The following is a 26183-nucleotide window of genomic DNA, read 5'->3' on the forward strand; positions in this document are numbered from 1 at the left end:
CCGCCAGCCCGGAGCCCCTCCCCCGGGGCGGGCTGAAAGGCGGAGCCCCCGGGGAGGGATCCCTCCTGGGGGGCTACGGCTCCACGATGTCCGGGGTCCTCGGGTAGAGTGCGGCCTCGTGTATCCTCTCGAGCCTTAGGAGTGACTGGAGGAGCCTCTCCACGCCCATGCCGAAGCCGCCGTGCGGGGGGAAGCCGTACTTGAACATGTCGAGGTACCAGGAGAAGCTTTCGGGGTTCATGCCCGCCTCCCTGATGCGCTGGGTGAGCCTCTCGGGGTCGTGCTCCCTCAGGCCCCCGCTGCTCCACTCGACGCCGTACTCCCCCGGCCCCATGAAGTCGATCCTGTGGGCCATCCTCGGGTTCTCGCGGTCGACCATGTAGTAGAAGGCGGTCACCTCCTTCGGGAACTGGGGTATGAAGAATGGCTCCTCGAACTCGGAGACTAGGGCGCGCTCCTCGTCGGCGCCGAAGTCCATGCCCCACTCCACGTTGAACCCCTTCCTCCTCAGGATCTCCAGGGCCTCGTCGTACGTTATGACCTGGTAGCTCTGCCAGGGCTCCAGTTTGACGCCTAGCAGCTGGAGGTCCTTCTCGTTCTCCTCTACGATCCTCTCGACGATGTAGTTCACCAGGCGGAACTGCAGGTCCATCAGGTCCCTGGGCTCGACTAGCGCGACCTCGGCGTCTATCTGCCAGAACTCGGTGAGGTGCTTCCTCGTCCTGCTCTTCTCCGCCCTGAAGCTCGGGGCTATGCTGAACACCTTGCCGAACGCCGCGACGGCGCTCTGCTTGTAGAGCTGCCCGCTCTGGGCTAGGTACGCCTGCCTGCCGAAGTACTGGACTGGGAAGAGCTCCGCCCCGCCCTCCGTGGCCGTCGCGATTATGATGGGGAAGTTTAGCTCGACGAACCCCTGCTTGTAGAGGAACTCCCTGGCAGCCCTCATCAGGGTGCTCCTCACCCTGAAGATGGCCTTCACCTTCGGCCTCCGTATGTCGAGGTACCTGTACTTCAGCCTCGTGGGCCACTCAGCCTCCACCTTGCCGTAGAGGTCTATCGGCGGCGGCGGGCTGGGAGCGATTACCTCGATGCTCTGGGGTATAATCTCCCGCCCGAGCTTGGCTATGCTGCTCTCGACAACCCTACCCTTAACCTTTATGAAGTACTCCCTCCCGAGCTCGTTCACCAGTTGCCAGAGGTCCTCGGGGACCTCGCCCTTCTTGACTGTAACCTGCTCCTCGCCGTCGAAGGTCCTGAGCAGTATGAAGGCTATCTTCCCCTTACGCCTAACGACAGCCACGTGCCCGTATATGACGCTCAAACCCTCACCCTCCACGGGATCCGCACCCCAAAACCCCGGGGCCCGCAGGCGTTGCAGCGCTCGGCTAGACAGAGGCCCTAGGGGCAGAAAACGCTAAACATCCCGGGATGCACCCCCGGCCTGCTTTGGGCGCCCCGGAGCCTCCGGGTAGTTCTCGGCTCGCAGCCAGCCATCCCCGGGGCTGGGGCGGGGAGTGTTTCGGGTTTTAACCCGGTTGGGGGCCTCGTCTCGGGGCTGGTGGATGAGGGCTTGGCTCCCGAGGTGCTTATGAAGCCTGAGGGTGTCAGGGCCCACGTCGGCATAATTGGCGGCTCAGGCCTCTACGACCCCGAAATAGTGGAGGAGCCTGTCGAGGTCAAGGTCCATACTCCCTACGGGGAGCCGAGCGACTTCATAACCGTCGGCCGGGTGGGAGGGGTTTCCGTAGCCTTCCTGCCCAGGCACGGGAGGGGGCACAGGATCCCGCCCCACAGGATAAACTACCGGGCGAACATCTACGCCCTCAAAGCGCTCGGGGTGAAGTGGGTTGTCAGCGTGTCAGCCGTCGGCAGCCTTAGGGAGGACTACAAGCCCGGCGACTTCGTCGTCCCAGACCAGTTCATCGACATGACTAAGAACAGGGGCCACTACACCTTCTACGACGGGCCGGTGACCGTCCACGTCAGCATGGCCGACCCCTTCTGCGAGGACTTGAGGGTGAGGCTGGTCGAGGTCACCAGGGCTCTCGGGTACACGGTCCACGACAGGGGCACCTACATCTGCATCGAGGGGCCTAGGTTCTCGACGAGGGCCGAGAGCAGGGTGTGGAGGGACGTTTTCAAGGCCGACATCATAGGCATGACCCTCGTGCCGGAGGTCAACCTGGCCTGCGAGGCGCAGCTCTGCTACGCCACCCTGGCGATGGTGACGGACTACGACGTCTGGGCCGAGAAGCCGGTGACGGCCGAGGAGGTTGAGAGGATCATGAAGCAGAACACGGAGAGGGCCAGGAGGATCCTGCGCGAGCTAATACCCAAGCTCTCCGGGGACCCCGACGAGTCGAAGTGCAGCTGCTGCAAGGCGTTGGAAAATGCAGCCATCTAACCTCTCGCGCTGGCTAGGCGAGGCCCTCGGGGAGGCGGGGGCGATAAGCGCGCCCCGCCTCCCCGGCGACGACTTGCTGATAGTCTACACTCCGGGGGCGGAGCCGCCGGCGCACCAGCTCTACCTGGCGTACCTCCACGCCGGCAGGAGGGCGCTGCTGGCGGGCGCGGCCGAGGCGGCGCTCCACGTGCTACCCTACCGCGAGGACGCCCCGGCGGTGGTCGTCTTCACCGACGGGGGTAAGAGCGCCCTAACCGTGGTCGCGGCGGAGCAGGCGGCGATGCTGGGGGCGGAGACGTACATCGTGGGCCCCGAGCTGCACCCGGTGTATGAGGAGAAGCTTGGGATGCTCGGCGTCGAGAGGGTGACCGTTAAGGGCAGGCACCCCGTGATGGCCGCCACCCTGGCGGCGCTCGAGTGGGCCCCGCGCCCCCTGGGGGCCAGGGCGGCTAGGCTCCGCAGGGAGCTGGATAGCCTCCCCTCCGCGGCGGAGTGGGTGGTGGAGAGGTTCAGGGAGCAGATCGAGGCAATCGCGGGCGAGCAGCCGGGGGCTGTGTACTACACGCCAGCCATGGCCCCCGCAGCGTTCTACCTCGCCCGGCTCGCGGGGGAGGCGGGGGGCTCGAGGCCCTGCGTCGAGCCGCTCCAGTACCTGGATGAGGCCAGGAGAGGCGTGCCGGCAGTGGCCATGTACACCGAGCTGGAGAGGCACGCGTTGAGGGAGAAGGTGATGGCCGCCAGGGTGAGGGGGGTCAAGTTCGTCGAGGTGGCGGTGAACACGGACCCCCTCACGGCGGGGATCTACGGAATGCTTCTATCCGCCGCCGCCTACCAGAGGATGCCCTGAGCCCGGTGGGGAGTGGTGAGCGGGAAGTACGGGAGCATCGCAGTAGTGGTCACCAGCGACAGCGTCTACAGGGGCGAGAAGGAGGACCGGGTCACCCTGCTGGTCAGGGGGTTCGCGGAGAGGAACGGGCTGAACCTGGCGTACGCAGCCGTGGTCCCCAACGACGCGAAGAGGATAGAGGAGGCCGTGCTAGAGGCGGTGGAGAGGGCTGGCGTTGTATTCGTGACAGGCGGCACAGGGGTCTCCCCCCACGACATAACAGTAGACGTCGTGGAGAGGCTCGCCTCCAAGGAGCTGCCGGGCTTCGGCGAGCGGCACAGGATGGTGAGCTACGAGAAGATAGGACCCAGGGCGCTGCTGAGCAGGGCCACAGCCTTCATAGTCAGGGGCTCCTTCGTCGCGGTGACGCCCGGGAACCCCGACGCCGTTAAAACTGCCATCGACATAGTGGAGGGGTTCCTGGGCCACCTGATAGAGCAGCTCCAGGGGAGGAAGCACTAGAGAGGAGGGATCCCAGGGGCCGGGCTACCCTGCCCTGGCCTTGAGTCCGAGTGCTTTCTCTATGATCTGCGCGGCGGGCTTGAACCTCTTCTCCTCCCCGTCCGGGGTTTTAAGGGTGAACTCAACCCGGCCGCCGAGTGCTTTCCCCGTGATACCCTGGCTGTTGAAAAGCTCCAGGATCACCAGGCTCTGGACTAGGGCGTAGTAGAGCCTCGATAGTCGCTCGGGGCTCTCCAGCTCGTCGATCAGCCGGGCCGCCCTGACGTTGGGGTCGAAGGAGACCTTGAACACCCTCGCCCCGCGGAGGCGGGGGTGCCTGCTCCAGTACCTGAACGCCCCGTCATCCGCGGTGGCGGGGCTGTAGCCCTCCAGTGCTAGGGGGTCGGCTTTGGCTACTGCGACGTCGCATGCGACTGGGAGCGTTGGCAGCACGTGGCTCCCCGCCCCCTTGAGGTCCAGGAGGGCTAGGTAGGCTAGGAGGGCGGCCGCGTCCCTGGCGGTCTCCAGCCTGCCGTGCTTCAGGGCCTCGCTCCACGCCTTCTCCACCTCTATCTCGGCGCACTCCGGCACCTTGACCGGGACTCCCTCCCAGGCGTAGACGTGGATCCCGTAGTAGATGAGGTTAGTGTCGGCCACGAGGCCCAGCTCAACCGGGGCCTCCGGCAGAGGCGCCCCGGAGACGCTCGAGTCCGAGGAGTGAACCTTGAGGGTTGCGAGCCCCGCCCAGGCAAGGGACTGGATCAGCGGCGACTTCACCTGCGCCCCGGGGCCTTCAAGCCCCTCCGCCACCTCCCCCAGGAGCCCCGCGATCTTCTCCGCAGCCCTCGCAACGCTCCTCTCGTCGCAGAGCTCGGCCTCGGCCACGCTGCTCCCCGCCTCGGTTACGGCCAGCCTGCCGCAGGGGCCTAGGCGGCCAGGCACCACCACCCTGGCCCCCGTGACGTCGTTGAGCCGCCTCGCGGTCTCGGCGACGGCGCACCTCAGCGGGGGGAGCGGCCCGACACCCGGGATCCTCGGGCAACCCACGCCCTCGTCCCAGTAGAGCTTCACTGCGCGCCTGGCAGCGTTCCCCGCCTCCCCGCCGGGGCGGCTCTCGCCGGCGATGATGATCAGCGGCTCGAGGCGCCTCGGGGTGTAGGGGTAGGGGAGCCCCCGCCAGGGGCCGAAGTAGAAGTGTGTATGCGCGACGGTGCACTGCCTCTGGGCGCACGCCACGGAGAGGGCGGCCGCGAGGATCCTGCTGGCCGGGGAGACCGCCGCCACCAGGGGCTCACCGGCCGACTCCTCGTCTATGACCCGGAGGATCCCGGAGACTAGGGCGCCCGCCTCCTCCCCCGCGAGCCTCTCCGGGCTAGTGTCGACCCACCGAGCCTTCACGTTCCCGCGGCCGACGAGGTTCCCCAGGAAGCCCGTGAGCGCGTCCACGTCATCCCTCCTTATGGGCTTGCTCGCCAGGATGAGGTAGGAGTCCACGGAGTACTCCTCGAACAGCCTGGCCCCCGAGGACTCCGCGGCGAGGAGGCTAACGGGGTCCCTGGTGAGGGGTATGATGGCCTTCAACCCCGGCGCACCCCCAGCGCTTCAAGCCTGGAGCGCGGCCGGTCCTACCCTAAACACCCTACACTCCCGGGCGCAGCCCTAGTAGAGCTTGAGGTGGCCGGTGACCTTGTCGACCAGCTCCTCGGGCGCCGGGCCGACCGCCACTGCGGTCTTGGTCCCGGGGGGTAGCTGGGTCCTGCCCGCGTCTACGACTAGGCTGGCGGGGAGGCCTAGCTCCACGGCTTTAGTGTAGACCTCCAGCAGCTCCCGCTCGCTGTCGACGCGGAGCACCACCTTCTCCTGGCCGCTCCGCCTCCAGGCCTCCAGCCACTCCATCCACCTCCTATCCCCGCTCTCGAGGATCCTGAACACGGCCTCGCAGCTCGCGTGCGCCGCCTGCGCCGCCGCCTTCCCCCTGCCCATCCCGAGGTCTCTCCTCAACACAATGGTCTGCTTGAACGACTCGCCGACCACTAGGGCCTGCACCCCTCCGCCGGCGGGTAGAGGGTGCCGGAGGGTAATTGAGCCCGGCCCCCGGGGCTCCGCTGGTGGGAGGCTCTGCTTGCGCGGCGTGGCTGAGTCGCTCGAGCTGCTTTGGGGCCTGGAGGAGCGCCTCGGCGGGCGCCCGCGGGTGGGCGGGGTAGCCGTGGTTAGGAGGCCCTGGGGGTTCAGGGTGATCGAGGCCGGGCCCAGGCCGTTGAGGGGGGAGGGGTGGAGCCTCTACCTGGTCAGGGCTGTGGGCGTCGACACTAGGAGGGCGGCCCGCCTGCTCGCCGGCCTCGTGGGGGGCCGGGGGGCGTCCTACGCCGGGTTGAAGGACGCCTGCGCCGTGAAGTATCAGTACATCTCGGTGAAGACGGGGCCGGCCGGGGCCCCGGGGCGGGTCAGGGATCCCGAGGGGCGCCTGGAGGCCTGGCTCGTGGGCCGCGGGAGGGTCGCGCCGGGCCTCCACTCGGGGAACTTCTTCAGGCTCACCGTGGAGCACCCGGACCCGGCTGGGCTCTGCAGCGCCTTCCGGGGGCTCCGGTGGGTCCCCGGCTACTTCGGCCCCCAGAGGTTCGGGGTTGAGAGGCCCAACACCCACTACATGGGCCTGCTCGCCTCCCAGGGCCTCTGGGGATCCCTCCTGCGGGAGATGGCGTCGAGGTACCCGCTCGAGTGGAGGAGGGGGCTGGGAGGCTACGAGGCCGCGGCGTGGAGGAGGGCCCGGGAGGCGGCGAGCCCCTGGGCCGCCGCCGGGAAGGCTTGGTGGCTCGACTTCGCCCTGCAGGCCCTGAGGGCATACCTCTTCAACAGGGCCCTCTCCAGGGCGGCGAGGAGCGGCGGGGTGCAGGGGTACGCGGAGCACTGGGTTAGGGTGAGGTGCCCCGGGGGAACTGTTCTCAGGGCGCCAGCGGCGAGGCTGCCGGGAGGGTACCACCTGCGGTCTGGGAGCGCGTGGTCGAGGCTCGTTCGGAGCGTGGCGGAGGAGGAGGGCCTCACCGGGGCGCTTGCCTCGTGGGGTAGGAGGGTCTTCCGCCCGCTAGCCTACCCCGTCTGCACCGCCTGGTGCAGGCCCTCCCGGGGCTCCGCGGAGGTAGTCCTAGCCCTCCCGCCCGGGGCCTACGCCACGGTCGCCCTCTGGGAGGTCGTGGAGTTCGACTGGCTGGGGTACGCCGAGTGCAGCCCCCCAGTGGATGGAGAGGTGAATCGTTAAAAACCAGCGGCGGGAGGCTACCCTCCGGTGAAGCAGGTATTGGCTAGGGTCCCGGTTAAGCTCGTCACCTGGGACGAGATAGTCGACTGGGTCAAGGGCCTAGCCTTCAGGATCCGGGAGAGCGGCTACAAGCCCGACCTCGTCGTGGCGGTCTCCCGTGGGGGCTTCGTCCCCGCCAGGCTCCTCTGCGACTTCCTCGACATCACCGACCTGCTGAGCGTGCAGAGCCAGCACTGGGTCGAGGCCGCCAAGGCGGCTGAGAAGGCCATACTCAGGCACCCGTTCAAGATAGACGCCTCCGGCTTGAAGGTGCTCATAGTAGACGATATAGTCGACACCGGGGACACGCTCAAGCTCGCGAGGGACTTCGTGCAGGCCGAGTGGGGCGCCGAGGAGGTTAGGACCGCCGCGATGCAGTGGATAAGCCCCGTCGCCAAGTTCAAGCCGGACTACTACTACATCGAGGTCAAGGAGTGGACGTGGTTCCAGTACCCCTGGACGAGGCTTGAGGACACCACGCAGTTCATCAAGAGGATATTCACGGAGGACGAGAGGGCGAAGGGCAGAACCCTGAGCCCAGACGAGCTCAGGAGCCTCTTCATAGAGTGGTACGGCATCAAGCCCGAGGACCTAGGGGACTACTGGGACCTAGCCCTAGACTCCCTCGTCGAGAAGGGGATCCTGGAGAGGGTTGACGGCGGCTACAGGCTCAGAGGCCGGGGCAGCTAGAGCACGCCGGCGTCCCTGAGCCTCCTAATTATGACCTCGGGGTCGTCGAACTCCGAGGCGGCCTCGAATATTTTATCCCTGTCAACCCTGAGCCTCCCCCTCTTCACGTACTTGCCGATCTCCGCGAGCCTCTCAAGGTCGCTCTGCCTTCCAGCGTTAGCCTTCAAGACGAGGTGGTCCTCCAGCGTGACCATTTTAACCTTGGCGTCCTCGACCCTCTCCGTGGTAGCCCTCTCGAGGATGAGGGGCGGCACGTAGAAGTCGTAGAGGTTGTCGTAGAACTCGACGGGGACCACCGACTCGCCAACCCTCACCCCGAGGCGGGGGGTCCCCAGCCAGGTCTGCCCGTACTCCCACCCCTTCTCCTCGGCGACAGCCATGTACACCTCCTCCTCGCCGAGCACCTGCGGGCTCTCAGCGAACACGTCAATGTCGTCCCCCAGATCCCTACTGTTGAGGGCGAGCTCAACCACGGTACCCCCGATCACCGTAAACCTGAAGCCAGCGTCAACCAGGAGCCTGACGGCAGCCGCGAACTCGCGCCTCGAAACCAACCACACCACCCCACGCGGAGGAGCAGCCCCCCTTCAGCCAAACCAACCACGCGCCGCGCAGGATTTAAGCACCCCGGGGAAACCCTCTAAACAAATCGAGGGCCGGGGTGGCCGAGCGGTCTAAGGCGGCGGGCTGCAGTGGGCAGCCCTCGACGCCCGTCGGAGACCCGTTAGTTCCCGGGTTCGAATCCCGGCCCCGGCTCCACACCCTCCAAGCCCCTCCTTCGGCATGGTTAGGGATCCCGGCTGCCAAGGATAACCCTTGGCGGACGCAACCCCTCTACAGCCCTCCCGTTCACCGGGGAGTTGAGCGTTAAGAAATTGTTTTAATCATTTTAATGGCTTAGCGCGTTTCTTATGTTTTATGTTAGCCAGTTTTTAGCCGCCATATTCTTTCTGATGATTTTCTCCACTATCCTGTTTTCTAGCTCCTCGGATTCTTGCGGCGAGTAGATCCTGTGGAGGAGCTCGTAGAACTTCCTCCCATGGCTAAGTGTCGAGAGTTTTATGTGTATCAACTCGTGTATAAGGATATAGAGGATCTCGTCGTCGTCTAGCACGTCTAATAGGTTCTTGTTCAGCCTTATGGTTTTGGTTTTCAGCGACGCCGTGGCAACTCTATGCTTCATAGGGTACAGTACTAGCTCGACTCTATCCGCTAAGCCTAGGAGATTCTTGGCTTGCTCGAGCAGCTTTAGCACCCTGAATCTATCGTTATTCACTTTCATTTCCCGCCACTTTCTCAAGCTCTTTCGCTATGAGATCATCTATTTCATCAACTATTTGGTCGGCAAGCCTTGACAGCTCCTTATCACTATATCGCCCGCCAAGCTCCTGGAAGAGGTCTATCAGTAGGGATTTTGAGAGGCTTCGCTTGTCACTCTGTTTTAGGGGCGGTGTAACCTTTTTCTTGAACAAGCGTTTGACCTCGTTTCTAGTATGCCTCAACTTCAAGCTCTGAGGTATGTTCGGGAGCTGGCTTTGAATGTATAATCTTACTACCTCCGCAATCTTTTCCTCCACAGGCTTTCCCTTAACTCTCTCCTCGTATCCTCTCCTCTCGCCCTCTAGAGCCTTGAGCCCGTCTAGAAAGGTTTTGATATCTATCTTCCTTGCAACCCATTTTCTATGAAGCTTCTTCAGCCTCCTCAATATCTCCCTGTAAATCGGGTCATGCTGCTTATCCAGCAGCACCTCCTCGAGGTAGAAGTAGAATTCGGCAACCCTTCTTCTTAGAGAAAACTCGTTGGAGGGCACGGCTTCCAGCAGGTTCTCCAGGGTTTCAGCGCTAATCGTAATCTCCGATATTTCCTTGAACTCGTCTACAATCGTCTTGGAGTGTATGAGCTCGACCAGTTCCTTCAAGAATCTTTCGCCTAGCCTTTTAGCTTGCGACCTCATCTTCCTAAGTATCTTCCCGTAGACAAACGCTAGTACCTCGACGTCATCCTGGTATAACGGCTTTCGCGGGTGGCTTCCCAGGGCTCTAAACAGTTTTATGGCCCTCCTCATGTCGTTGAGGAGCCTCTTAACCTTAACAACGTCATTAACTGCTTCATCGGCTGAAGCGTAGAGGGCTATCGTGCCTATCTTAGCCTCGAACTCCTCCCTATCGAAATCCTTGCCCGCCAGCTTCTTCTTCAGTAAATCCAAGTCTATAGACGCATCCATGTCTCCAAGAACTAGGTTGGAGAGCCTACTCTTTACACTGTCGAGTAGCTGGGTAAACTCCTCGAACTCCTCATCAATGTTTCTAAGCAGGTTCTCCTTGAAGTCGCTGGCAACCTCTTTATCTGCTAGCATGCTGTAGAAGTCAAGCGTTTTGGATAAGTGCTCCAGCAAGCCTACAGAGTCAACGATCAACCCAAACTCCTTGCCCGGGTAAGGCCTGTTGACTCGCGCAATGGCTTGAAGCAGCCTGTGCTCGTAGAGAGGTTTATCCAGGTACATGACTTTCAGCATGGGGGCGTCGAAGCCCGTTATAAGCATGTCCGTCACTATGAGTATTTTCGGGTTCTCCTCCTCCAGAAACCTCCGCTGGATCTCCTTGTTTACCTCGTTCATGTCGCTGGTTCCAAACCTTCCAGCGAGCTCCTCCCTATACGATACTATCTCCTTGTCTTTATCGTTGTAGTTATAAGTCATAACTACCTCCACCCAGCCCCTAGCCTTCTCCCCATACCTCTCAACCAGGTACTCCTCTAGCCTACGCTTGAAGCGGACGCAAGCCACCCTGTTTACCGCCACCACCATCGCTTTGAACTTGAAGTTCTCCGTGTCATCCCTGACCCTATCGGCTATGTACTTGGCCAGTTTGTCGATGCGCTTCTCGTTCATCAAAAACACTCTAACCTTGTTAATGTGCTTCCTCACCCTCCGGTAAACGCTTGGGTCGAGCTGGTCTATAACGTCCAGGCCCGCCTCACGGCTCTCCATGTACTCCTTTATGAACTCTCTGATATCGTCCTCGGAGAGCTTGATTTGAATGCCCTCCTCTGCAACCTCGCCCTCGCCTATGGCTTGGTAGACTAGTGGGAGCGTGAAGCCGTCCCGTATGGAGTCCCTGATGAAGTACACGTCCAGGTAGAACTCCCCCATTTGGGGGTAAGCGAATTCCTGGAACGTGTTCCTCTCGTACTTGAAGATCGGGGTCCCCGTGAAGCCGAACACCATCGCGTTGGGGAAGGCGATCTTCCTCATCGCTGCGAGTATCCCGTACTGGCTCCTGTGTGCCTCATCTATTAGCAGGAGGATGTTTCTACCCTTAACTTGGCCGAGCCTGATCAAGTACTCCTCCCGATCCCTCCCGCGGAGCCTGCTTAGCTCCCTGAAGTGCCTCCTGTACTCCTCCGGCCTCTTCTCTTTGAGCCATTCAAGGTACTCTCTGCCAAGCTCCCTGAGCAGGCTGAGAAGGCCTCTACGGAACTCCTCCGTCTCCTCCTCCAGCTCCCTCCTGGTCGCGGGGGCCCTGGAGCCCCTTTGGAACTTCTGGATGGTTGTGAGGTACACGCCGCGAGCCAGGATCCCTTCCCTGTACTCGCTCCTCCTCATAACCCTTATCCTGTCCTGCAGCTCCCCAATACTGTCTATCCTCTTGAAGAGCCTTGTGAACCTCGGCTCCCGTATGTTCTTAATCACCCTCTCATGCTGCTCCTCGAGATCGCTGCGGTCAACGATAAAGAACACAACCGGCCCGCGGCTCCAGTAGCGGTCTAGGAAGTAGTTCGCGATAAAGAACATGGTGTAGGTTTTACCGCTGCCGAGCCAGTGCCAGATCAAGCCGCGGTTAAGCCTGCCCCCAGCCATGTAATCGTCTATACGCTTCATAGCCTTCTTAGCGGCATAGTACTGGTTGTAGCGCGCAATGATCTTCCCCAGCGCCCCGCCCCTCTCCCTGCGGTAGAAGGTGAAGTACCGAATGTACTCTAGGAGCCGGCTGGGCTCAAGGATGTAGGTTACATCCTCACGCTCCCCGCCTCCATCCCTCACAACCCACCTAAAGCAGGGAGCCTCCCTATCCTCCCCCCCAGGGTTGGGCCACGTCGGCGTGACCCTCTCCTCATCCCCAACAGCCACCCCAAACTGCACAAAGCGGAACAGGTCAGGGCATTGCACCTCATACCTGCGGATCTGCTCCAACGCCTCAACGTAGGAGTAAGGCTTAACCATCTGCTTAACCTCAACAACAACCACAGGCAGCCCATTAACGTAGAGGACGATGTCAGGCACAATATCCGAAGGAGACCCCCGGAACCTGGGCTCAACAAGGTAGAAGAACGAATTGTTCCCAGGCTCATCGTAGTCAATGAGCTTCACGGAAACCTTAACCTGCCTCCTCCTCAGGTAAACCTCAACCCCATACTTCAAATACTGAAGCGTCCCAACCTCATCGCCGTTCCTAAGACGGTCGAAGACCTCCCTCAAAACCTCCTCTTCCTCACCCCCGGAAAGACCGGAAAACACGTCATAGTTAATCTTCTTCAAGTAACCCCTCAAGACGCCCTCAAAAAAGAGCGGGGCAAGCCTCCTCCTACCCACACCCACAACCCTAGAGCCGTCAACCCACCCCCTAGCCTCTAGCCTATCCAGGAAAGCCTCAACATCAGCCTCCTCAAGGCGGATACTCAAGAAACAGCCCCCTCCCGAGGAAACCCATCACCCCCACACAGCCCACAAGCCAAGCCCCAACACATTCCGAACAGTTCCCCTCAACTCCCACCCCCTACACCCACAACCTTAACCCTAACCTTCCCAGTAAGCAAAACACCCATCAAACCCCTCTTTATCCTTTCAAGCCTCTCCTTCTTCATCCTCTCAAGTTCAAGCTTCCTATCCAAAGTTGAAAGGATCTCACCAATTATCTGTTGCTCTGAAAGAGGTGGAAGTGGAATGCGTAAGTTTTCAAGCGCTTCTTTTGGAACTCTCTTCCTTCCTGTAGTGCCTCTCATAGAAAATTCAAGTATTTTCCTAAATCTTTTAAGTTTTAAGATGTAAAAGAGAAATAGGTTGTCAATTTTCTTGCAAACTATAGGATAAACTTCAGTTGTCGCAAAAGCAAATCCATTTGGTACCTTTTTTGGAACAATTCCCTGCTTCCCATTCTCAAAGGAAGGTGTTATTTTAGCCAAAAGCAAATCATTCGCCTCACAGTATGTTGCGCTACTGATGCTGTTAATGTTTCGAATCTCATACTTTACAAAGATTTCAGAATTCGGAATGAGTTCCATAGGAATAAAAGCTACCTCTCTAAGGCCTTTACTAACTCTAACTTTGTTCTTCCTTATTTCTGCAACATCCTTCAGCCTTACAACCTTCCAATCCTCCGGAATTCTCCCAATTTCAGTATTCTTGAAATTAGTTTCTTTATAGAAGCTAATTTTTCCGCTCTTAACTTTAACTCTAACTCTCCCAGTTAAAAGCGCCTGCATTAAACCCTTCTTCAGTCTTTCAGTCTTTACTATAATTTCACTATTTTTCTCTATCGCTTTATCAATTGTTGATAGTATTTCAGCGATTATCTTCTGCTCTGGAAGAGGTGGAAGTGGAATTTTTACATCACCTAGGGTAGACATAGAAATTTCTTTGTAGGTGCTTCCTCCCGCTAATTTTTTAAATACGTCTTTCATTTGCTGGAAAAGATAGTAAAAGAAGGCAATTTCAATATCGCCTCGAGGTACTAATGCTATTACTCCTTGATTTATTGCTACTTTGATTTTGTTTATTGCTACGTATCCAATTGTTGCTCTTGATGTAAAGAGTAGTGAGTTCTCAGGAATTAATTTAAGCCCTTTTGACTCTAAACCCTTTTTCGTAATATATTTTTCAGTGGATTCAAGATATATTTTGTTTTGATTAGCTATTTTTGTTATATCAGTAGGTGTTACGAATGGTATCTCACCATTCCAATACTCTTTTATCTTTGTAGAGGGTGTTGTCCCCTTGTACATATCGAAGAGGCTACTGATCTTAACAACCTTCCAATCCTCTGGTATCTTCCCGATTTCTGTGTCTTTGAAGTTAGTTTCCTTGTAGAACATCATGATCCCAGCCACCTAGAGCCTCAATTATTCCCTTGACGTACTCTTCTATTTTCTCTTCTACTTTCTTTCTCTCTTCCTCGAGCTTCTTTAGTTCACTGAATTCTCTGCTTATATCGATCTCCTCTTCTTCCTCTATTGGGGAGACGTAGAGTGTTACGTTCAGGTTGTAATTGTTTTTGGCTATCTCTTCTAGGCTTACGGCTCTCGAGAATCCTTCGATGCTCTTGAACTCCCTGTAGGCTTTAACTATTTTCTCGATGTTTTTCTCTCCGAGCCTGTTTAGCCTCCTTACTTCAGGGTGTTTCTCGTATTCTTGTGACGCGTTTATGAATAGGACTTTGCGCCTTCGCTCTGGGGGTTTGTTCTTGTTGAATATTATGATTGCTCCTGGGGCTTGCGTGTTGTAGAAGAGCTTCTCTGGTAGGAGGATTACTGCCTCTACTAGGTCCTCCGCCACTATCTTCGCTCTTATCCTCCCCTCAGCTCCTCCCCTGAAGAGTGCCCCGTTATCAATCACCACCCCAGCCTTTCTCGTGGCGTAGTGTAGTAGTAGCTGGATCCACGCCCAGTCCGCCTGCTTCCTGGGCGGGTAGCCGTACCTGTATATTCTGCGTAGCCGTGGGTCTTTGGAGAGTGTTTCCTCCCCGTAGCCGTCTTGGTTCCATGGAGGGTTTGACAGGGTGTATACAGGAGCGCGTTCTAGGTGGTCTTTTTCCTCCTCGAACCTGGGGTTTACGAGGCTGTCTCCAATGTATATTTCGGCTTCTATGCTTGCCTCCGTGTTGCCGATGATATTGTTCACTATGAGGTTGAGCTTCGCCAATATGGCGGTGACCTCGTTCCTCTCCTGGCCGTAGAGCCTCATGTCGACGTCTGAGGGTTCTCCCCCATTCTTCAGTATCTTGCTTAGAACGTACTTGTACGACTCTATGAGCATAGCGCCCGAGCCCGCGGCCGGGTCTATTACTACGCTCCCATTCTCTATGTCTAGGAGCCTGACGAGCAGCTTGATAACTTCCCTCGGCGTGTAGACCTCGCCCTCCTTGGCCTTCTGCGGGGCGAAGTATGATAGTACCCACTGGTACGCCTCCCCCAGGACGTCGTAGTCGACATCGGTGAAGTCTAGCTCGTTGAATATGCGTATTATGCCCTCCAGTATATGCATGTTGTCCTCATTAATGAACCCGGTGAGGCCTAGGACCTCCACCAGCTTCGACAGCTCCCCGATGTGGGGGTTCAGCTTAGCTATCCTAATCAGCGCGTTCGCCATCTCCCTTACCGTGTCCCTCTCCCTGGTGACCTCGTGCCATGTCAGGAGCTTCTGCTCATCCTCATCGTAGAGCGCCAAGTACTCCCTATTAGCTAGGAAGTATGCCTGCTCAGGCGTCTGGGCAAACCCCTCCTCCAGGTTCCTCTTCACCAGATCCATCCACTTATCGCTTACAGCCTTGTAGAACAGGAACACCAGCAAAACCTTGTAATCCACGCCTCCACGTATCAGGTCAGCCGCCTCCTTGAGCGAGCGGAAAAGCCTATCCCTAGTAACCCCCCTCCCCCTTGGAGTAGCGGCGAGCCAGTTCTCCAGGCCGGCAGCCCTCCTCCTCGGCGCACCCAAGTGTAAGCACCACTCGAGTCGATTAGGCTCTCTACCTAACTCCCTCCCCTATATACCTATCTTCTCCTGGTATTTCTAGCTTTCACCAAGTACCTAGCCTAGCTTCCCAACGCAATTCTCCACGCATCAAAGCCTTAGGGATCCCGTGGGACCCCGCTCAAGCCAAGCGTGCCCTGCCGGGCACCGCTAACCCGCCCTAAACCGTGGCTAGCCTCCGCTACGCATTCGAGGCGCGCCCCCTCTCCAGGGAAGCCTTCGCTAGCGCCATAGCCGGGCAAGAGGGGTCGAAGGGCTACCTTCGTCCAACGGCGCTGGGCCTTTATAAGGGGAGAGCCCAAACTATAAGTATCTTACCCGGGAGCCCCGGGGCTCTGGTGGGAACCCAGCCCTGGGTGCCGCGGTAGTATAGCCCGGCCCAGTATGCGGGCCTTTCGAGCCCGTGACCCGGGTTCAAATCCCGGCCGCGGCACCACTCCCCCCATGAAGCCTCGGCGCGGGATCCCGGGTTGCTGGGCCTCCCGCCTAGAGGCGGGTAGTACTCGCTCCTAACCTCTATGGAATGAGTGGAATCCCGGGGTGGCCCTGCGCTGCGCCTTCTTGCTTGCATGGCGGCCCCTGCGCGTCCAGCTTTGGCTTGTCGCGTGGAGGATGCGGGTTTCGGTGGGCTTGGATGGGTTGAGGGGTGGTGGAGCCGCCGGCGGGATTCGAACCCGCGACCACCGGCTCTCCCTCGACCCCGGATCCGGGCCCCATTGAGGGCCGGTACGAGGCCGGCGCTCTACCGCTGAGCTACGGCGGCGCCTCTAGCCTCTGCTCCGGCCTGTATGGGGGGTTGTAGCGGGTTTTATTCTAAGCGGGCTCTCACGGGCCTCCTTCACTTGATCTAAGCGAATCCGTGCCGGGCGTGGGGGCGCGTGACCCCCTCAAATTACCGTGTTGAAGCTTAGGCGTTAGCCTTGGGAAGGCCTCTCAAGGGTGTCTAGGCGTGGCGTCGGGCGGCGTGGAGTTCGTTGAGATGCTGGGGAGGAGTGGGAGGCTGGCCGTTCTCAGGGTGGCTGCTAGGAGGAGGACTTACAGGGAGCTGGCTAGGATCATGGGCGTGAGCCCGGCCGCCGTGAGTAAGTATATGAGTGGGAGGATGTCCCCGAGCGAGGCCGGCTTGGCGAGGCTCCTCGACGCCCTGGACCGGGAGGAGGCTAGGGAGGTGGCGCTCATGATCCTCGAGTACCTGGCCGGGGGGCTCAGGAGCTTCATCGCGTGGGCGGCGTCCAGGGGGCTCCTGGAGCGCTCGGAGATAGAGGGCGTGCTAGCCGAGCTCAGCCGCGCCGCCGCCCGCCAGGCTCCCAGGGCCTCCTAAGCCTCAGGATCCCCCAGTGCTCCCCGGCCTCGACTAGCCACGCGGCGAGCTGCCTCGCAACCAGGTGCGCTGCCTCCTCGCCGCCGACACTCAAGCCGAGCCTCCCCAGGGCGCGGGCTGCCAGCTCAGGCTTCACCCTGGCCTTGAACCTCTCGGTGAGGGTTGAGAGCAGCTCCTCCAGCGAGTACACCCCCTCCTCCACCAGCCTCTGGAGGCTGTCGAAATCCTCCCTGGAGAGCATCGACTCCTCAACCGCCGCCTCGTCCCCGGACTCCCTAGCCTCCTCCCAGTAAGCATAGAGGAAGTCGTAGGACTCCACCACCGAGCCCGTGGCGAACGGGGGCCTCCTAGGCTTGGGCATCGCCACCTATCCTCAGAGAAGGATAGCCGGCGTCGGGCCCCTATAGGCGTAGCCTCCCCCGGGGGCGGCTCCCGGGACGCCTGCGAGGGATCCCGGGAGGGGGCCCGCGTGGGCTTGGCCCCTTTAAGCTCCAGGCCTGCTCTGGCCTGCCTTCTCGGAGAGGAGTCTCCCGAGCCTCTTGATGCCCTCCCTTATCTGCTCCACGCTGGGGTAGCTGAAGTTGAGCCTCATAGTGTTCGCGCCGCCTCCGTCGACGAAGAAGCTGGAGCCGGGGACGTAGGCTACCCCCCTCTTGACGGCCTCCGGCAGCATCGCCCTGGTGTCGACGCCGGCCGGGGCGTAGGCGAATATGAAGAGGCCCCCGGCGGGCCTCGTCCACCGGCTTCCCTCGGGGAAGTACTCCTCCATCGCCTCGAGCATGGCGTCCCTCTTCTCCCTGTAGATCCTCCTGGCCCTCTCGACCGTCCTGTCCACGACCCCCCTCCTGATGGCCTCCATGGCGATGTACTGGCTCAGCGTGGAGCTGTGGAGGTCGACGAGCTGCCTGACCTGCACTAGGTGGGACACAAGGCTCTCGGGGCCCACCGCGTAGCCTATCCTCAGGCCGGGGCTCAGGATCTTGCTGAACGTCCCGAGGTAGATGACCCTGCCGCTGCGGTCCATCGTCTTCAGGTGCTCGGCGTCGACGGGCTCGAAGCTGAAGAAGCTGTAGGGGTCATCCTCCAAGACGACCAGGTTGTACTTCTCTGCGACCTCCAGCAGGTGCTTGCGCCTCTCGCGGCTCATCGTGGTTCCGCTCGGGTTCTGGCAGGTTGGTATGGTGTAGATCATCTTCAGCCTGTAGCCCTCGGAGGCCAGCCTCTTAGCCTTCTCCTCGAGCACGTCGGTCCTCATCCCCTCCTCGTCGATGGGGACCGCGACGAGCCTGGGCCTGAAGAGTTTGAAGACGTTCAGGGCGGCCAGGTACGTCGGCGACTCCACGAATACAACGTCCCCCTCATCGACCAGGGTGAACGCGGCGAGGTAGAGCGCCTCCTGGCTGCCGGTGGTTACTACTATTTCATCCTCCTCCGCCACCCTGACCCCGTGGCTGTTGAGGAACCCTGCTAGAGCCTCCCTGAAGGGGGTGACTCCGGGGGCCGGGGAGTACTGCAGCGCGCTCTCCCCGTGCTCCTCTATCACCTCGCGCGCTATCTCCGCAAGCTCCTCCTTCGGGAAAGTCGCCGGGTCCGGCAGCCCGCCAGCGAAGCTTATGATGCTCCGCCCCTCGGTGAGCTTGAGAATCTCCCTGATGTCACTGGAGGACGCGGCGCTGCCGACTCTCCTGGATGGGGTGATTGGAGTTGAAGGCACGGCTTATACCCCTTCGACCACGCGAAGCAGAGGCCCCTCTAATAAAGTTTACTACTAACAGGTTTAGTCAAACACTCAGCGTATCAAATGGAGGATCCCACAGCAGGGGCCGGGGCGTGCTACCAGAGCGGGGTGCCGAGGCCTAGTGACTCGTCGGTCTTCCTAATGCTCTCCTCGCGGCTCGCCATGTTCATGATCGCCCTGACGGCGTCGATGTTCTCGGGTATGACTATCGACTCCTGGTGCACCGCCTGGAAGAGTATGAGCTCGTCGCCGTTGATCGTTATCGAGTCCTTGAAGACCGCGAGCTCGGGTATGTCGTTGCGGGGCCTGCCGGCGTCCCGTGCGGCCTCGATGAGCTCGGCCGTGCTCTTGATCCCGGTGCGGCCCGAGTCGACCAGCATGATCCTCCTCGTGGACTGGAGGGCCTCCAGCACCTCGTCCAGCGACGCGGGCCTCGCGAGCCTCAAGTTGACTAGGTGCACGTGCATCAGCGTCGTGGGCACGACTACGGCAGCCGTTACTATGTCGAGCCCTGGGAGCACCGTTTTAACGTCCTCGCCGTGGTGGCTTGGGAGCTTGACGGGGCTGATGTTTATCGAGTTAACGGGGCCCCTCTTGGTCTCCCTCGGGTCGGCGGCGCGCCTGACGAGGGTGGCCCTGACCGACTTCACCCCGATGGCTTTGTTGAGGGTGCATATGAGCCTGAGGAGGCCCGTGGTGTTGCAGGATACAACCCTCAGGCTCCTCTTGCCGACGGCCTGCTCGTAGTTGCAGAGCGAGCTAAACGACGCCTCCGCCACGTCGGCCTCCTCGCCCCCCTGGAATATCGCCTTAACCCCGGCCTCCTCGTAGAGGGGCTTGTACTTGGCCCCAACGCCTCCGGGCGTGGCGTCGATGATGACGTCCACCTGGCCTAGGAGGTCGTGGATGGTGCCCGCGACGGGTACGCCTCCAGCCTCGAGCTTCCTGGCGGACTCGGCGTCGGGGGCGTAGATCCTTATCCCCCTCCTCACCGCCTGGAGGGCGGAGTAGTCCGGCCTAGTCTTGACGACGCCGACCAGCTCCATGTCGTCCTGCTTCAGGATGGCGTCAGCCACGCGCTTCCCTATCGTCCCGTAGCCGTTCACACCCACCCGGACCACGGGCTAGCACCCCCCCTGGATTTTCTCCCTGAAGATCTGCAGGGATTTATGGAGGGCGACGACGCCTGGCAGGGTGTCGCCGGCTAGCATGTAGAGTAGGGCGCCGCCCGCGACGCTCACGTGGCCAGCCCGCTCGCGGAGCTCGCGGGGCAGGAGCGAGAGGATCAGGTTGAAGTGGCCGCCGCCGAAGACGGTGTAGGCGTTCGACCGGAGCGCGGCCTCGACCAGCTTCAGGGTCCCCCTCCTGAACCTCTCATCCTCCACCACGCCCGCGGGGCCCTTCATCACCACCATGCCAGCGGACTTGATGATGCTCGAGTACTCCTCGACCGTCTCCGGCCCTATGTCCTTCGGGGATCCCTCCAGCCTCCCCGCGCTCATGACTTGGACCTCGCCGTTCTTCTCGACCAGGAAGTCGCTTGGAACCCTCACCGGCGCCCCGTCCTCGAGGAGGCACCGCGCCTTCTCAAGCAGCTGCGCTCCACCCTTCTTCTCCAGCAGGACAGCCGCCTCACCGACGTCCCCGCCCTTAGCCGCTATGAAGAGGAGCGCGACGAGCCCCGTCGTCAGTATCTCATCCGCCAGCCCCCTCTTGTGGAGCTTCTCTATAACCCTAACTATGTCCTTCAGCTTCGAGCCCCCGAGGACGAAGACCCTCGGCCTCCGCTCGGCCTCGAGGGCCTTGCTGGCCCCCCTAAGCTCGCTCTCCATGAGCCTCCCTGCGGCGCTGGGCAGCCTGAGGGGGAAGCCTACGACGCTCGCCTGGCTTCGGTGGGCTACCGGGAAGGCGTCGTTCACGTAGAAGTCGAAGAAGGGGTAGAGGCGCTTGACGAGTATGCTATTAGCGTGGGCCTCCGGCTCCGCCTCCACGTAGTCCTCCGAGTATATCCTGGTGTTATCCAGCATCACGACCTCGCCCGGCTTAACCTTCCTGACGCGCTCGAGCGCGGCTGGGCCTATGGTGTCTGGGACGAAGTCAACTGGCTCCCCGAGCAGCTCCGAGAGCAGGACGGCGTGGGCCTCGAGGCTCGTGAAGTCGCTCTGCCCCGGCCTGCCCTGGTGGCTCAGGAGCACGAGGCCCGCGCCGCGGTCCAGCAGCTCGCGCAGCGTTGGCAGGTGAGCCCTGAACTTGGAGTCATTAACTATCTTGCCGTCGACTATGGGCGAGTTTAGGTCCAGCCTAACCAGGAGCCTCCCCGTGCAGGGAACGTCGTCTAGCGTGGGCACCTCCAGCCCGAGGAGTCTGACTACCACCGCGCTCACCGATTATAGAGTGTGGAGGGTTCAAATAAAGATACTATGTCCCGAGCTAAGTAAAGCTACCCCGGGAGGTGTAGGCCCGGGATGGTTAGGATTACGTGGTGCGGCCACTCGTACTTCATAATAGAGCACTCGGGGGGATCCATAGCCATAGACCCCCACGACGGTGGAAGCGTTGGAGTGGAGACCTGCAGGTACGAGGCCGACGTAGTGCTGGTGAGTCATAACCACTTCGACCACAACGCTGTGGAGGTCGCCGCGGGTCCGAAGTCGAGGGTGGTCAAGTGGAGGACCGGCGAGGTCTCCAGGAACCCCCGCATCACGGGGTTCAAGTTCTACCACGACAAGGCCTCGGGGAGGCTAAGGGGCTCGGTTGTAGCCTACCTCGTGGAAGTGGATGGAGTCAGGATCCTCCACTTATCCGACATAGGCCACGTACCCCCCGACGAGGCGTTGAAGCCACTGGGAGAGATCGACGTGCTGCTCGTGCCAGTGGGGGGCGTCTACACAATCGACGCAAACGAGGCCTGGGAGGTCATACAGAAGCTGAAGCCGCGGATAGCAATCCCCATGCACTACTGGGTCGAGGGAGTCATACTCCCCCTAGACCCGCTCGAGAGGTTCCTCAACGTGATAAAGGCGCCGAGGGAGCGCCTAGACTCGAGCTGGCTAGAGGTGACCAGGCAGAGCCTACCCGAGAAGACGCACGTAATCATACCCAAACCCCCCAAGCCGCTCTGGGGGAGGGAGGAGGACGAGGAGTAGCCACCCAGGGTGGCGCCGGGGGTGGGATTCGAACCCACGCGCCCCTCTCGGGGCAACGGGTCTCAAGCCCGTCCCCTTAGGCCGCTCGGGCACCCCGGCGCCCGCAGCCCAGGGATGAGTGGCTCGGGTGCGGCTCTTAAAGAAACCACTGCACTGCAGAACGGGCTCGAAGCCTAGGGAGGCTCAGCGCTCAATCCCTCAACGGGGCCCCTGGGGCTCTAGGGGTAGCGGCTGGGTGTTAAGGAGGGCGTGCTCGGCTTCTCTTCTACTTGGCCGTGCTCGGCCTCAACTGCTTTATCTCGATGTAGACCTTGTCGGGGACCCTTATCCTCATGAGCTTCCTCAGGACCCGCTCATCCACCTCTATGTCGATGAGGCGCTTGTGTATCCTCATCTCCCAGTGCTCCCAGACCTTCGAGCCCTCTCCGTGGGGCAGCCTGAATATCGGGACGCGGAGCCTCTTCGTGGGTAGGGGCACAGGTCCCCTCATGGGGACTCCCGTCTTCTCGGCTATCTCCCTGATCTGTTTGACCACGCTCTCCAGCTTCTCCACGTCGGTGCTCCAGAGCCATATCCTGAGCTTCAACGCCACGCCTCCAGCCACCCTTCTGGCTAGCCCCAGCATTTGCTGCTTTTATTTTTTCGCCACTGCTAGCCTTCCCCCTAGCGCTCCACTCCATTAAGAGCGTCCAGGGGGATGGCCACCCACACCGCCCCGCGCGCCGAGCGCCGGGATCCCTCCGGGAGAGCCGGCGGGGCGCCGGTGCGTGCAAGCACCAGCCGGGGGAGGCCCGGGGGGCCCGCGAACGCCGCGGAGAGGGAGCTAAGCGTTACCCGGTATAGGGGCGGTGGAGAGGTGGGTGTGTATAAAAGGTGGGTGAGGGTAAAAACGGGCTGCTTACAAGCCTCCTGGTCGAGGTAATAGGGGCTACTTGGCCTTTATCTCGACCTTGGCCGGCTTGACGTCGGTCACGATGCCGATGCCGACGGTCTTGTTCATGTCCCTCATGGCGAACCTGCCGAGCGGCGGGAAGTCGCTGAACTTCTCGATTACCATGGGCTTTATGGGCTTGAACTTCACTATGGCGACGTCGCCGGGCTTTAGGAACGCGGGCTTCTCCTCGATCACCTTACCGGTCCTGGGGTCGAGCTTCGCCACTATCTCGGTCATCCTGGAGCTCACGCTGGCGGTGTGGGCGTGGATCACGGGCGTGTAGCCGGGCGCGATGGCGCTCGGGTGCCAGATCACGAAGACCCTGGCGGTGAACTCCTCCGCCACGGTGGGTGGGTTGTCTAGGTGGCCGGCGACGTCGCCCCTCCTAATGTCCTTGGCGCTCACGCCCCTAAGGTTGAAGCCGATGTTGTCGCCGGGCTCAGCCTTCTGCAGGTCCTGGTAGTGCATCTGGATGCTCCTGACCTCGCCGACGACGCCCGGGGGCATGATCACTACCTTGTCGCCAACCTTGAGGACTCCAGTCTCGACTCTGCCCACGGGGACGGTGCCGACGCCGGGTATGGTGTAGACGTTCTGTATGGGTATCCTGAGAGGCTTGTCGACAGGCTTCTTCGGCGGCTCCAGGCTGTCCAGGGCCTCGATCAGCGTGGGCCCGTTGTACCAGGGCATGTTGGGGCTCCTCTCTATCAGGTTGTCGCCGAGCCAGGCGCTTACGGGGATGAACGGTATCTTGTCAACGTTGTAGCCGAGGCCCTTCATGAACTTCTTCAAGACAGCCACTACCTGCTCGTACCTCTTCTGGTCCCACGGGGTCTCCGTGGCGTCCATCTTGTTAACCGCAACTATGATCTGGTCGATGCCCATGGTCTTGGCTAGTAGTAGGTGCTCCCTAGTCTGGCCCTCAGGGCTCATGCCAGCCTCGAACTCACCCTTCCTCGCCGAGACGACGAGTATGGCGGCGTCGGCCTGGCTGGCGCCGGTGATCATGTTCTTCACGAAGTCCCTGTGGCCTGGGGCGTCGATTACCGTGAACACGTACTTCTTCGTCTCGAACTTCATGAATGAGAGGTCTATCGTGACGCCCCTCTCACGCTCCTCTTTCATCCTGTCCAGTATCCACGCGAACTTGAAGCTCTCCTTACCCTTAGCCTTCGCCTGCTCCTCCAGCTCCTTCAGCTTCTTCTCGTCCACCAGGCCGAGCCTGTAGAGCAGGTGGCCTACCAGGGTGCTCTTACCGTGGTCTACGTGCCCTATCACCACCAGGTTCAAGTGAGGCTTCTCCGGCATCTCTATCCCCCTCCCAGCTAGCCGGGTGGGTGTCTGACGGCTTCGCCTTAAAAAGGATAGCCCTATAAATAAACCCCTTATAATGGGGCAGAATAACCGGGGGGCTACCTTGAGCTGAGGGCTATCCTCTCGATCTCCTCCTTCTGCCTTATAGCGTAGCTCTGTGGGTCGCCCCGGGCCGCGAGTATGATCTCCTCCGCCAGGCACTCCTCTATCGGCTTCGGGTTGTTGAACGCGCAGAGCCTAGCGCCCTCCGTGAGGAACCTGAGGGCCAGGTCCACGCGCCTCTGGGGGGCCACGTCGACGGAGACCCTGTACGTTATGCCGCCGTACATGATCCTCGTCGTCTCCTCCCTGGGGGCGGCGTTCTCTATCGCCCTCACCAGGACCTGGATGGGGTTCTCCCCCGTCTCCAGGTATATGATGTCGAAGGCCGTCTTGACTATATTGTAGGCTAGGTGCTTCTTCCCGCCATTCCTCCCGGGCCTCATCAGCTTATTCATGAGCCTCTCCACGATCGGGACCTCAGCCTTGCCGAACCTCCTGTGCTCGTGCCTCCCGCCGGTGTGTGGGAGCCAGACCGGCTTCAGGGATATGTAGCGCTTCAGGCTGGGATCCCGAATCTCGACGCCAACCCAGCTCCACTTGCCGAACAGCCTGATCGAGTCCGCCCTTACCTCTATGCCCTCCGGAAGCGTGGGCTCCTGCTGCTCGGCCACTGCTACCTCACCGCCTCACCCTGCCCCCAACGGCTTGCCGGGGCCTCTTAACTTATAGCGCCTTCCCGCCCACTGGGGTCGCCAACATTCCAGGCTTATTTTAACTCTCCCCTCCCCGCGCTCTCCGCGAGAATCTTGGGGGGTCAGCATTCATGCCCGAGGGGAGGCTTCTAAGGGTAGACGACGTTAGAGTGTTCGCAGCCCAAGCCGGGTCGATGGGCGTAATCATAGGCATGGAGCTCTACCTCGAGGATGGGAGAGCCTTCACCATGTACAATATCCCGCTGGACGTAGCCCTAACCCTCGAGGCCCTGAGGGGGGAGAGGGACTACCCGGCGAGGAAGAGCGTCTTCGACTTCCTGGCGAACTACGAGCCCTTCAAGGAGGCACTGGCCAGGAACCTGAGGAGGGTTGTGATAAACGAGATAGACAAAAGCACCGGGCTCTACACCGCCACAGCGGAGTTCGAGGATGACGGGTTCAGGACTAGCATTAAGATGATACCCAGCCACGCGGTCTTCCTAGCCGTCCTATCCGACGCCCCGATATACGTGGATGAGAGGCTTGTAGAACTAGACTCCATGGGGGAGGGAGAGGAGGAGTAGGTACCGAGGGCAGGGAGGCTACCTCCTGGGCTTTTGACGCTTGCCCTCCCAGAGCGCCTTCAGCGAGACGCCGTTGACCATGACGACTCGGTACCTTACCCCGGGGAGGTCGCCCATAGACCTGCCCCTAGGCCCCCCGATACCCTCAATGATGACCTCGTCGTGCTCGTCAATGTACTCTATACCGCCGTCCCTGGGGACGAACGCCGTCACAACCTTCTTATTCTTGACGAGCTGCACCCTAACGCACTTCCTCAGCGCGGAGTTCGGCTGCCTGGCCTCGACTCCAACCTTCTCGAGTACAATGCCGCGAGCCATGGGGGCGCCCTCGAGTGGGTCGTACTTCTTCTTCAACCCTAGCATCTTGATCCTGAACTCTCTCTGGCTCCACCTGAACTTGAGCCTCTTCCTCCTAAGCTTCCTGGCGGCGAACATGCCCGCAGGCGCTTTCTTCCCGGCCACTCCTAGACCCCCACGCTCCCCGGGGCGGGTCGCCTGCAGGGTTTAAGAGTTAAGCCGCTACTTGACTATTACCTTGGATACGTCGAATAACTCCCTCAGCACTAGGCGGGCCCTGTTTATGACCCTGCCCCCGCGGCCGATGGCCCGGCCCTTGTCCTCCTCGGGCACGTGGATCACAACTATTGTTGAGTCGTTGCGTTTTACGACCTTCACGTTCTTTATTTTAACGTTGGGGAACAGGTTCTTCACCATTTCAACGAGGTCCTCGCTGTACTCGACTACGTCGATGTCCTTCTTTAGGAGCTCCCGGAGCATCCTGATGGTTGAACCCCTCCTCCCTATAACCTTCCCGGCGTCACCCTTCTTAACGACGCAGATTATCTGACCGTCCCCCCTGTCCAGGCAGCGGTACACGAGTGCCCCGGTAAGGTCCTGGATGATTGATATGTACCGCATCTCCTCTACGGTTATCTTTCCGCCCTGGGACAA

At 60.6% G+C, this 26183-nt stretch carries 25 protein-coding genes and 4 tRNA genes; 10 read left to right on the forward strand and 19 right to left on the reverse strand.

Going from position 1 to position 26183, the window contains the following annotated elements; translation table 11 throughout:
• Positions 1-73: 73 nt before the first annotated feature.
• Positions 74-1336: an aspartate--tRNA(Asn) ligase gene (gene aspS / locus ACYQ3J_RS05475; RefSeq protein ID WP_460125636.1), complete on the reverse strand. Its 1263-nt coding sequence runs from the start codon at positions 1334-1336 to the stop codon at positions 74-76.
• A 252-nt stretch (positions 1337-1588) separates the two neighbouring features.
• On the opposite strand from aspS, the gene ACYQ3J_RS05480 reads away from it, so the two are divergent.
• Genes ACYQ3J_RS05480 through ACYQ3J_RS05490 form a run of 3 tightly spaced genes read left to right on the forward strand, consistent with a single transcriptional unit; the run spans position 1589 to position 3752 of the window.
• Positions 1589-2404 (forward strand): S-methyl-5'-thioadenosine phosphorylase, encoded by an 816-nt coding sequence (locus ACYQ3J_RS05480; RefSeq protein WP_460126244.1) that lies wholly within the window; start codon positions 1589-1591, stop codon positions 2402-2404.
• A complete protein-coding gene (locus ACYQ3J_RS05485; RefSeq protein WP_460125638.1) occupies positions 2391-3251 on the forward strand; it encodes a hypothetical protein in 861 nt (286 codons plus the stop codon). Before ACYQ3J_RS05480 ends, ACYQ3J_RS05485 begins: the two co-directional genes overlap by 14 nt.
• A 15-nt stretch (positions 3252-3266) precedes the next feature.
• Complete coding sequence (locus ACYQ3J_RS05490) at positions 3267-3752, forward strand: MogA/MoaB family molybdenum cofactor biosynthesis protein (RefSeq protein ID WP_460125640.1); 486 nt, start codon at positions 3267-3269, stop codon at positions 3750-3752.
• A gap of 24 nt (positions 3753-3776) precedes the next feature.
• Here ACYQ3J_RS05490 and ACYQ3J_RS05495 read toward each other — a convergent pair whose 3' ends face one another.
• Positions 3777-5312, reverse strand: a complete 1536-nt coding sequence (locus ACYQ3J_RS05495) for a hypothetical protein (protein WP_460125642.1) — start codon at positions 5310-5312, stop codon at positions 3777-3779.
• Positions 5313-5390: 78 nt separating this feature from the next.
• Positions 5391-5765, reverse strand: a complete 375-nt coding sequence (pth2, locus tag ACYQ3J_RS05500; RefSeq protein WP_460125644.1) for a peptidyl-tRNA hydrolase Pth2 — start codon at positions 5763-5765, stop codon at positions 5391-5393.
• A gap of 97 nt (positions 5766-5862) precedes the next feature.
• Here pth2 and truD point away from each other — a divergent pair, with 97 nt between their 5' ends.
• Together truD and ACYQ3J_RS05510 are read left to right on the forward strand one after the other, a co-directional pair.
• The gene (gene truD / locus ACYQ3J_RS05505) at positions 5863-6987 is read left to right on the forward strand and encodes a tRNA pseudouridine(13) synthase TruD (RefSeq protein ID WP_460126246.1); all 1125 of its coding nucleotides are present in this window, start codon (positions 5863-5865) and stop codon (positions 6985-6987) included.
• Positions 6988-7026: 39 nt separating this feature from the next.
• Complete coding sequence (locus ACYQ3J_RS05510) at positions 7027-7716, forward strand: phosphoribosyltransferase (protein ID WP_460126248.1); 690 nt, start codon at positions 7027-7029, stop codon at positions 7714-7716.
• Here the strand turns inward: ACYQ3J_RS05510 and ACYQ3J_RS05515 are convergent.
• Positions 7713-8270, reverse strand: coding sequence for a nucleotidyltransferase (locus tag ACYQ3J_RS05515; protein WP_460125646.1), 558 nt, complete (start codon positions 8268-8270; stop codon positions 7713-7715). The two genes, ACYQ3J_RS05510 and ACYQ3J_RS05515, sit on opposite strands and share 4 nt — an antisense overlap.
• A gap of 101 nt (positions 8271-8371) precedes the next feature.
• On the opposite strand from ACYQ3J_RS05515, the gene ACYQ3J_RS05520 reads away from it, so the two are divergent.
• A tRNA-Cys gene (locus tag ACYQ3J_RS05520) sits at positions 8372-8475 on the forward strand.
• Positions 8476-8632: 157 nt separating this feature from the next.
• Here the strand turns inward: ACYQ3J_RS05520 and ACYQ3J_RS05525 are convergent.
• The 4 genes from ACYQ3J_RS05525 to ACYQ3J_RS05540 all read right to left on the reverse strand — a co-directional run bounded on the left by ACYQ3J_RS05525 (position 8633) and on the right by ACYQ3J_RS05540 (position 15425).
• Complete coding sequence (locus ACYQ3J_RS05525; RefSeq protein WP_460125648.1) at positions 8633-8971, reverse strand: SprT-like domain-containing protein; 339 nt, start codon at positions 8969-8971, stop codon at positions 8633-8635.
• 13 nt (positions 8972-8984) lie between these two features.
• Positions 8985-12398: a type I restriction endonuclease subunit R gene (locus ACYQ3J_RS05530; RefSeq protein ID WP_460125650.1), complete on the reverse strand. Its 3414-nt coding sequence runs from the start codon at positions 12396-12398 to the stop codon at positions 8985-8987.
• Between the two features lie 80 nt (positions 12399-12478).
• On the reverse strand, positions 12479-13822 hold the full coding sequence (locus ACYQ3J_RS05535; protein WP_460125652.1) for a restriction endonuclease subunit S: 1344 nt from the start codon (positions 13820-13822) through the stop codon (positions 12479-12481).
• Positions 13788-15425: an N-6 DNA methylase gene (locus ACYQ3J_RS05540; protein WP_460125654.1), complete on the reverse strand. Its 1638-nt coding sequence runs from the start codon at positions 15423-15425 to the stop codon at positions 13788-13790. Before ACYQ3J_RS05540 ends, ACYQ3J_RS05535 begins: the two co-directional genes overlap by 35 nt.
• Positions 15426-15819: 394 nt before the next feature.
• Here ACYQ3J_RS05540 and ACYQ3J_RS05545 point away from each other — a divergent pair.
• Positions 15820-15897: transfer RNA gene (locus ACYQ3J_RS05545), tRNA-Glu, on the forward strand.
• A 214-nt stretch (positions 15898-16111) separates the two neighbouring features.
• On the opposite strand, the gene ACYQ3J_RS05550 is transcribed toward ACYQ3J_RS05545, so the two are convergent.
• Positions 16112-16224, reverse strand: a tRNA-Thr gene (locus tag ACYQ3J_RS05550).
• A gap of 186 nt (positions 16225-16410) precedes the next feature.
• Between ACYQ3J_RS05550 and ACYQ3J_RS05555 the strand changes: the two genes are divergently transcribed.
• Positions 16411-16782, forward strand: coding sequence for a helix-turn-helix domain-containing protein (locus tag ACYQ3J_RS05555; RefSeq protein ID WP_460125656.1), 372 nt, complete (start codon positions 16411-16413; stop codon positions 16780-16782).
• Here ACYQ3J_RS05555 and ACYQ3J_RS05560 read toward each other — a convergent pair.
• The 4 genes from ACYQ3J_RS05560 to ACYQ3J_RS05575 form a co-directional block, all read right to left on the reverse strand.
• Entirely contained in the window at positions 16742-17143 is a 402-nt protein-coding gene (locus tag ACYQ3J_RS05560) for a hypothetical protein (protein WP_460125658.1), read from the reverse strand. The two genes, ACYQ3J_RS05555 and ACYQ3J_RS05560, sit on opposite strands and share 41 nt — an antisense overlap.
• Before the next feature lie 123 nt (positions 17144-17266).
• Entirely contained in the window at positions 17267-18496 is a 1230-nt protein-coding gene (locus tag ACYQ3J_RS05565; protein ID WP_460125660.1) for an aminotransferase-like domain-containing protein, read from the reverse strand.
• 119 nt (positions 18497-18615) lie between these two features.
• The gene (locus ACYQ3J_RS05570) at positions 18616-19641 is read right to left on the reverse strand and encodes a type II glyceraldehyde-3-phosphate dehydrogenase (protein ID WP_460125662.1); all 1026 of its coding nucleotides are present in this window, start codon (positions 19639-19641) and stop codon (positions 18616-18618) included.
• Positions 19642-19644: 3 nt separating this feature from the next.
• The gene (locus ACYQ3J_RS05575) at positions 19645-20904 is read right to left on the reverse strand and encodes a phosphoglycerate kinase (protein ID WP_460125664.1); all 1260 of its coding nucleotides are present in this window, start codon (positions 20902-20904) and stop codon (positions 19645-19647) included.
• Positions 20905-20985: 81 nt separating this feature from the next.
• Here ACYQ3J_RS05575 and ACYQ3J_RS05580 point away from each other — a divergent pair, with 81 nt between their 5' ends.
• Positions 20986-21666, forward strand: coding sequence for an MBL fold metallo-hydrolase (locus tag ACYQ3J_RS05580; protein ID WP_460125666.1), 681 nt, complete (start codon positions 20986-20988; stop codon positions 21664-21666).
• A gap of 10 nt (positions 21667-21676) precedes the next feature.
• Here the strand turns inward: ACYQ3J_RS05580 and ACYQ3J_RS05585 are convergent.
• The 4 genes from ACYQ3J_RS05585 to ACYQ3J_RS05600 all read right to left on the reverse strand — a co-directional run bounded on the left by ACYQ3J_RS05585 (position 21677) and on the right by ACYQ3J_RS05600 (position 24627).
• A tRNA-Ser gene (locus tag ACYQ3J_RS05585) sits at positions 21677-21765 on the reverse strand.
• A gap of 166 nt (positions 21766-21931) precedes the next feature.
• Positions 21932-22258: a 30S ribosomal protein S10 gene (gene rpsJ / locus ACYQ3J_RS05590; RefSeq protein ID WP_460126250.1), complete on the reverse strand. Its 327-nt coding sequence runs from the start codon at positions 22256-22258 to the stop codon at positions 21932-21934.
• Positions 22259-22594: 336 nt separating this feature from the next.
• Entirely contained in the window at positions 22595-23908 is a 1314-nt protein-coding gene (tuf, locus tag ACYQ3J_RS05595) for a translation elongation factor EF-1 subunit alpha (RefSeq protein ID WP_460125668.1), read from the reverse strand.
• 104 nt (positions 23909-24012) lie between these two features.
• Positions 24013-24627: a 30S ribosomal protein S7 gene (locus ACYQ3J_RS05600; RefSeq protein WP_460125670.1), complete on the reverse strand. Its 615-nt coding sequence runs from the start codon at positions 24625-24627 to the stop codon at positions 24013-24015.
• Between the two features lie 152 nt (positions 24628-24779).
• On the opposite strand from ACYQ3J_RS05600, the gene ACYQ3J_RS05605 reads away from it, so the two are divergent.
• Positions 24780-25232, forward strand: coding sequence for a bifunctional nuclease family protein (locus ACYQ3J_RS05605; protein ID WP_460125672.1), 453 nt, complete (start codon positions 24780-24782; stop codon positions 25230-25232).
• 18 nt (positions 25233-25250) lie between these two features.
• Here ACYQ3J_RS05605 and ACYQ3J_RS05610 read toward each other — a convergent pair whose 3' ends face one another.
• Positions 25251-25694: a 30S ribosomal protein S12 gene (locus tag ACYQ3J_RS05610; RefSeq protein WP_460125674.1), complete on the reverse strand. Its 444-nt coding sequence runs from the start codon at positions 25692-25694 to the stop codon at positions 25251-25253.
• 57 nt (positions 25695-25751) lie between these two features.
• The gene (locus ACYQ3J_RS05615; RefSeq protein WP_460125676.1) at positions 25752-26183 is read right to left on the reverse strand and encodes a NusA-like transcription termination signal-binding factor; all 432 of its coding nucleotides are present in this window, start codon (positions 26181-26183) and stop codon (positions 25752-25754) included.

This window comes from Stetteria hydrogenophila (genome assembly GCF_054657575.1).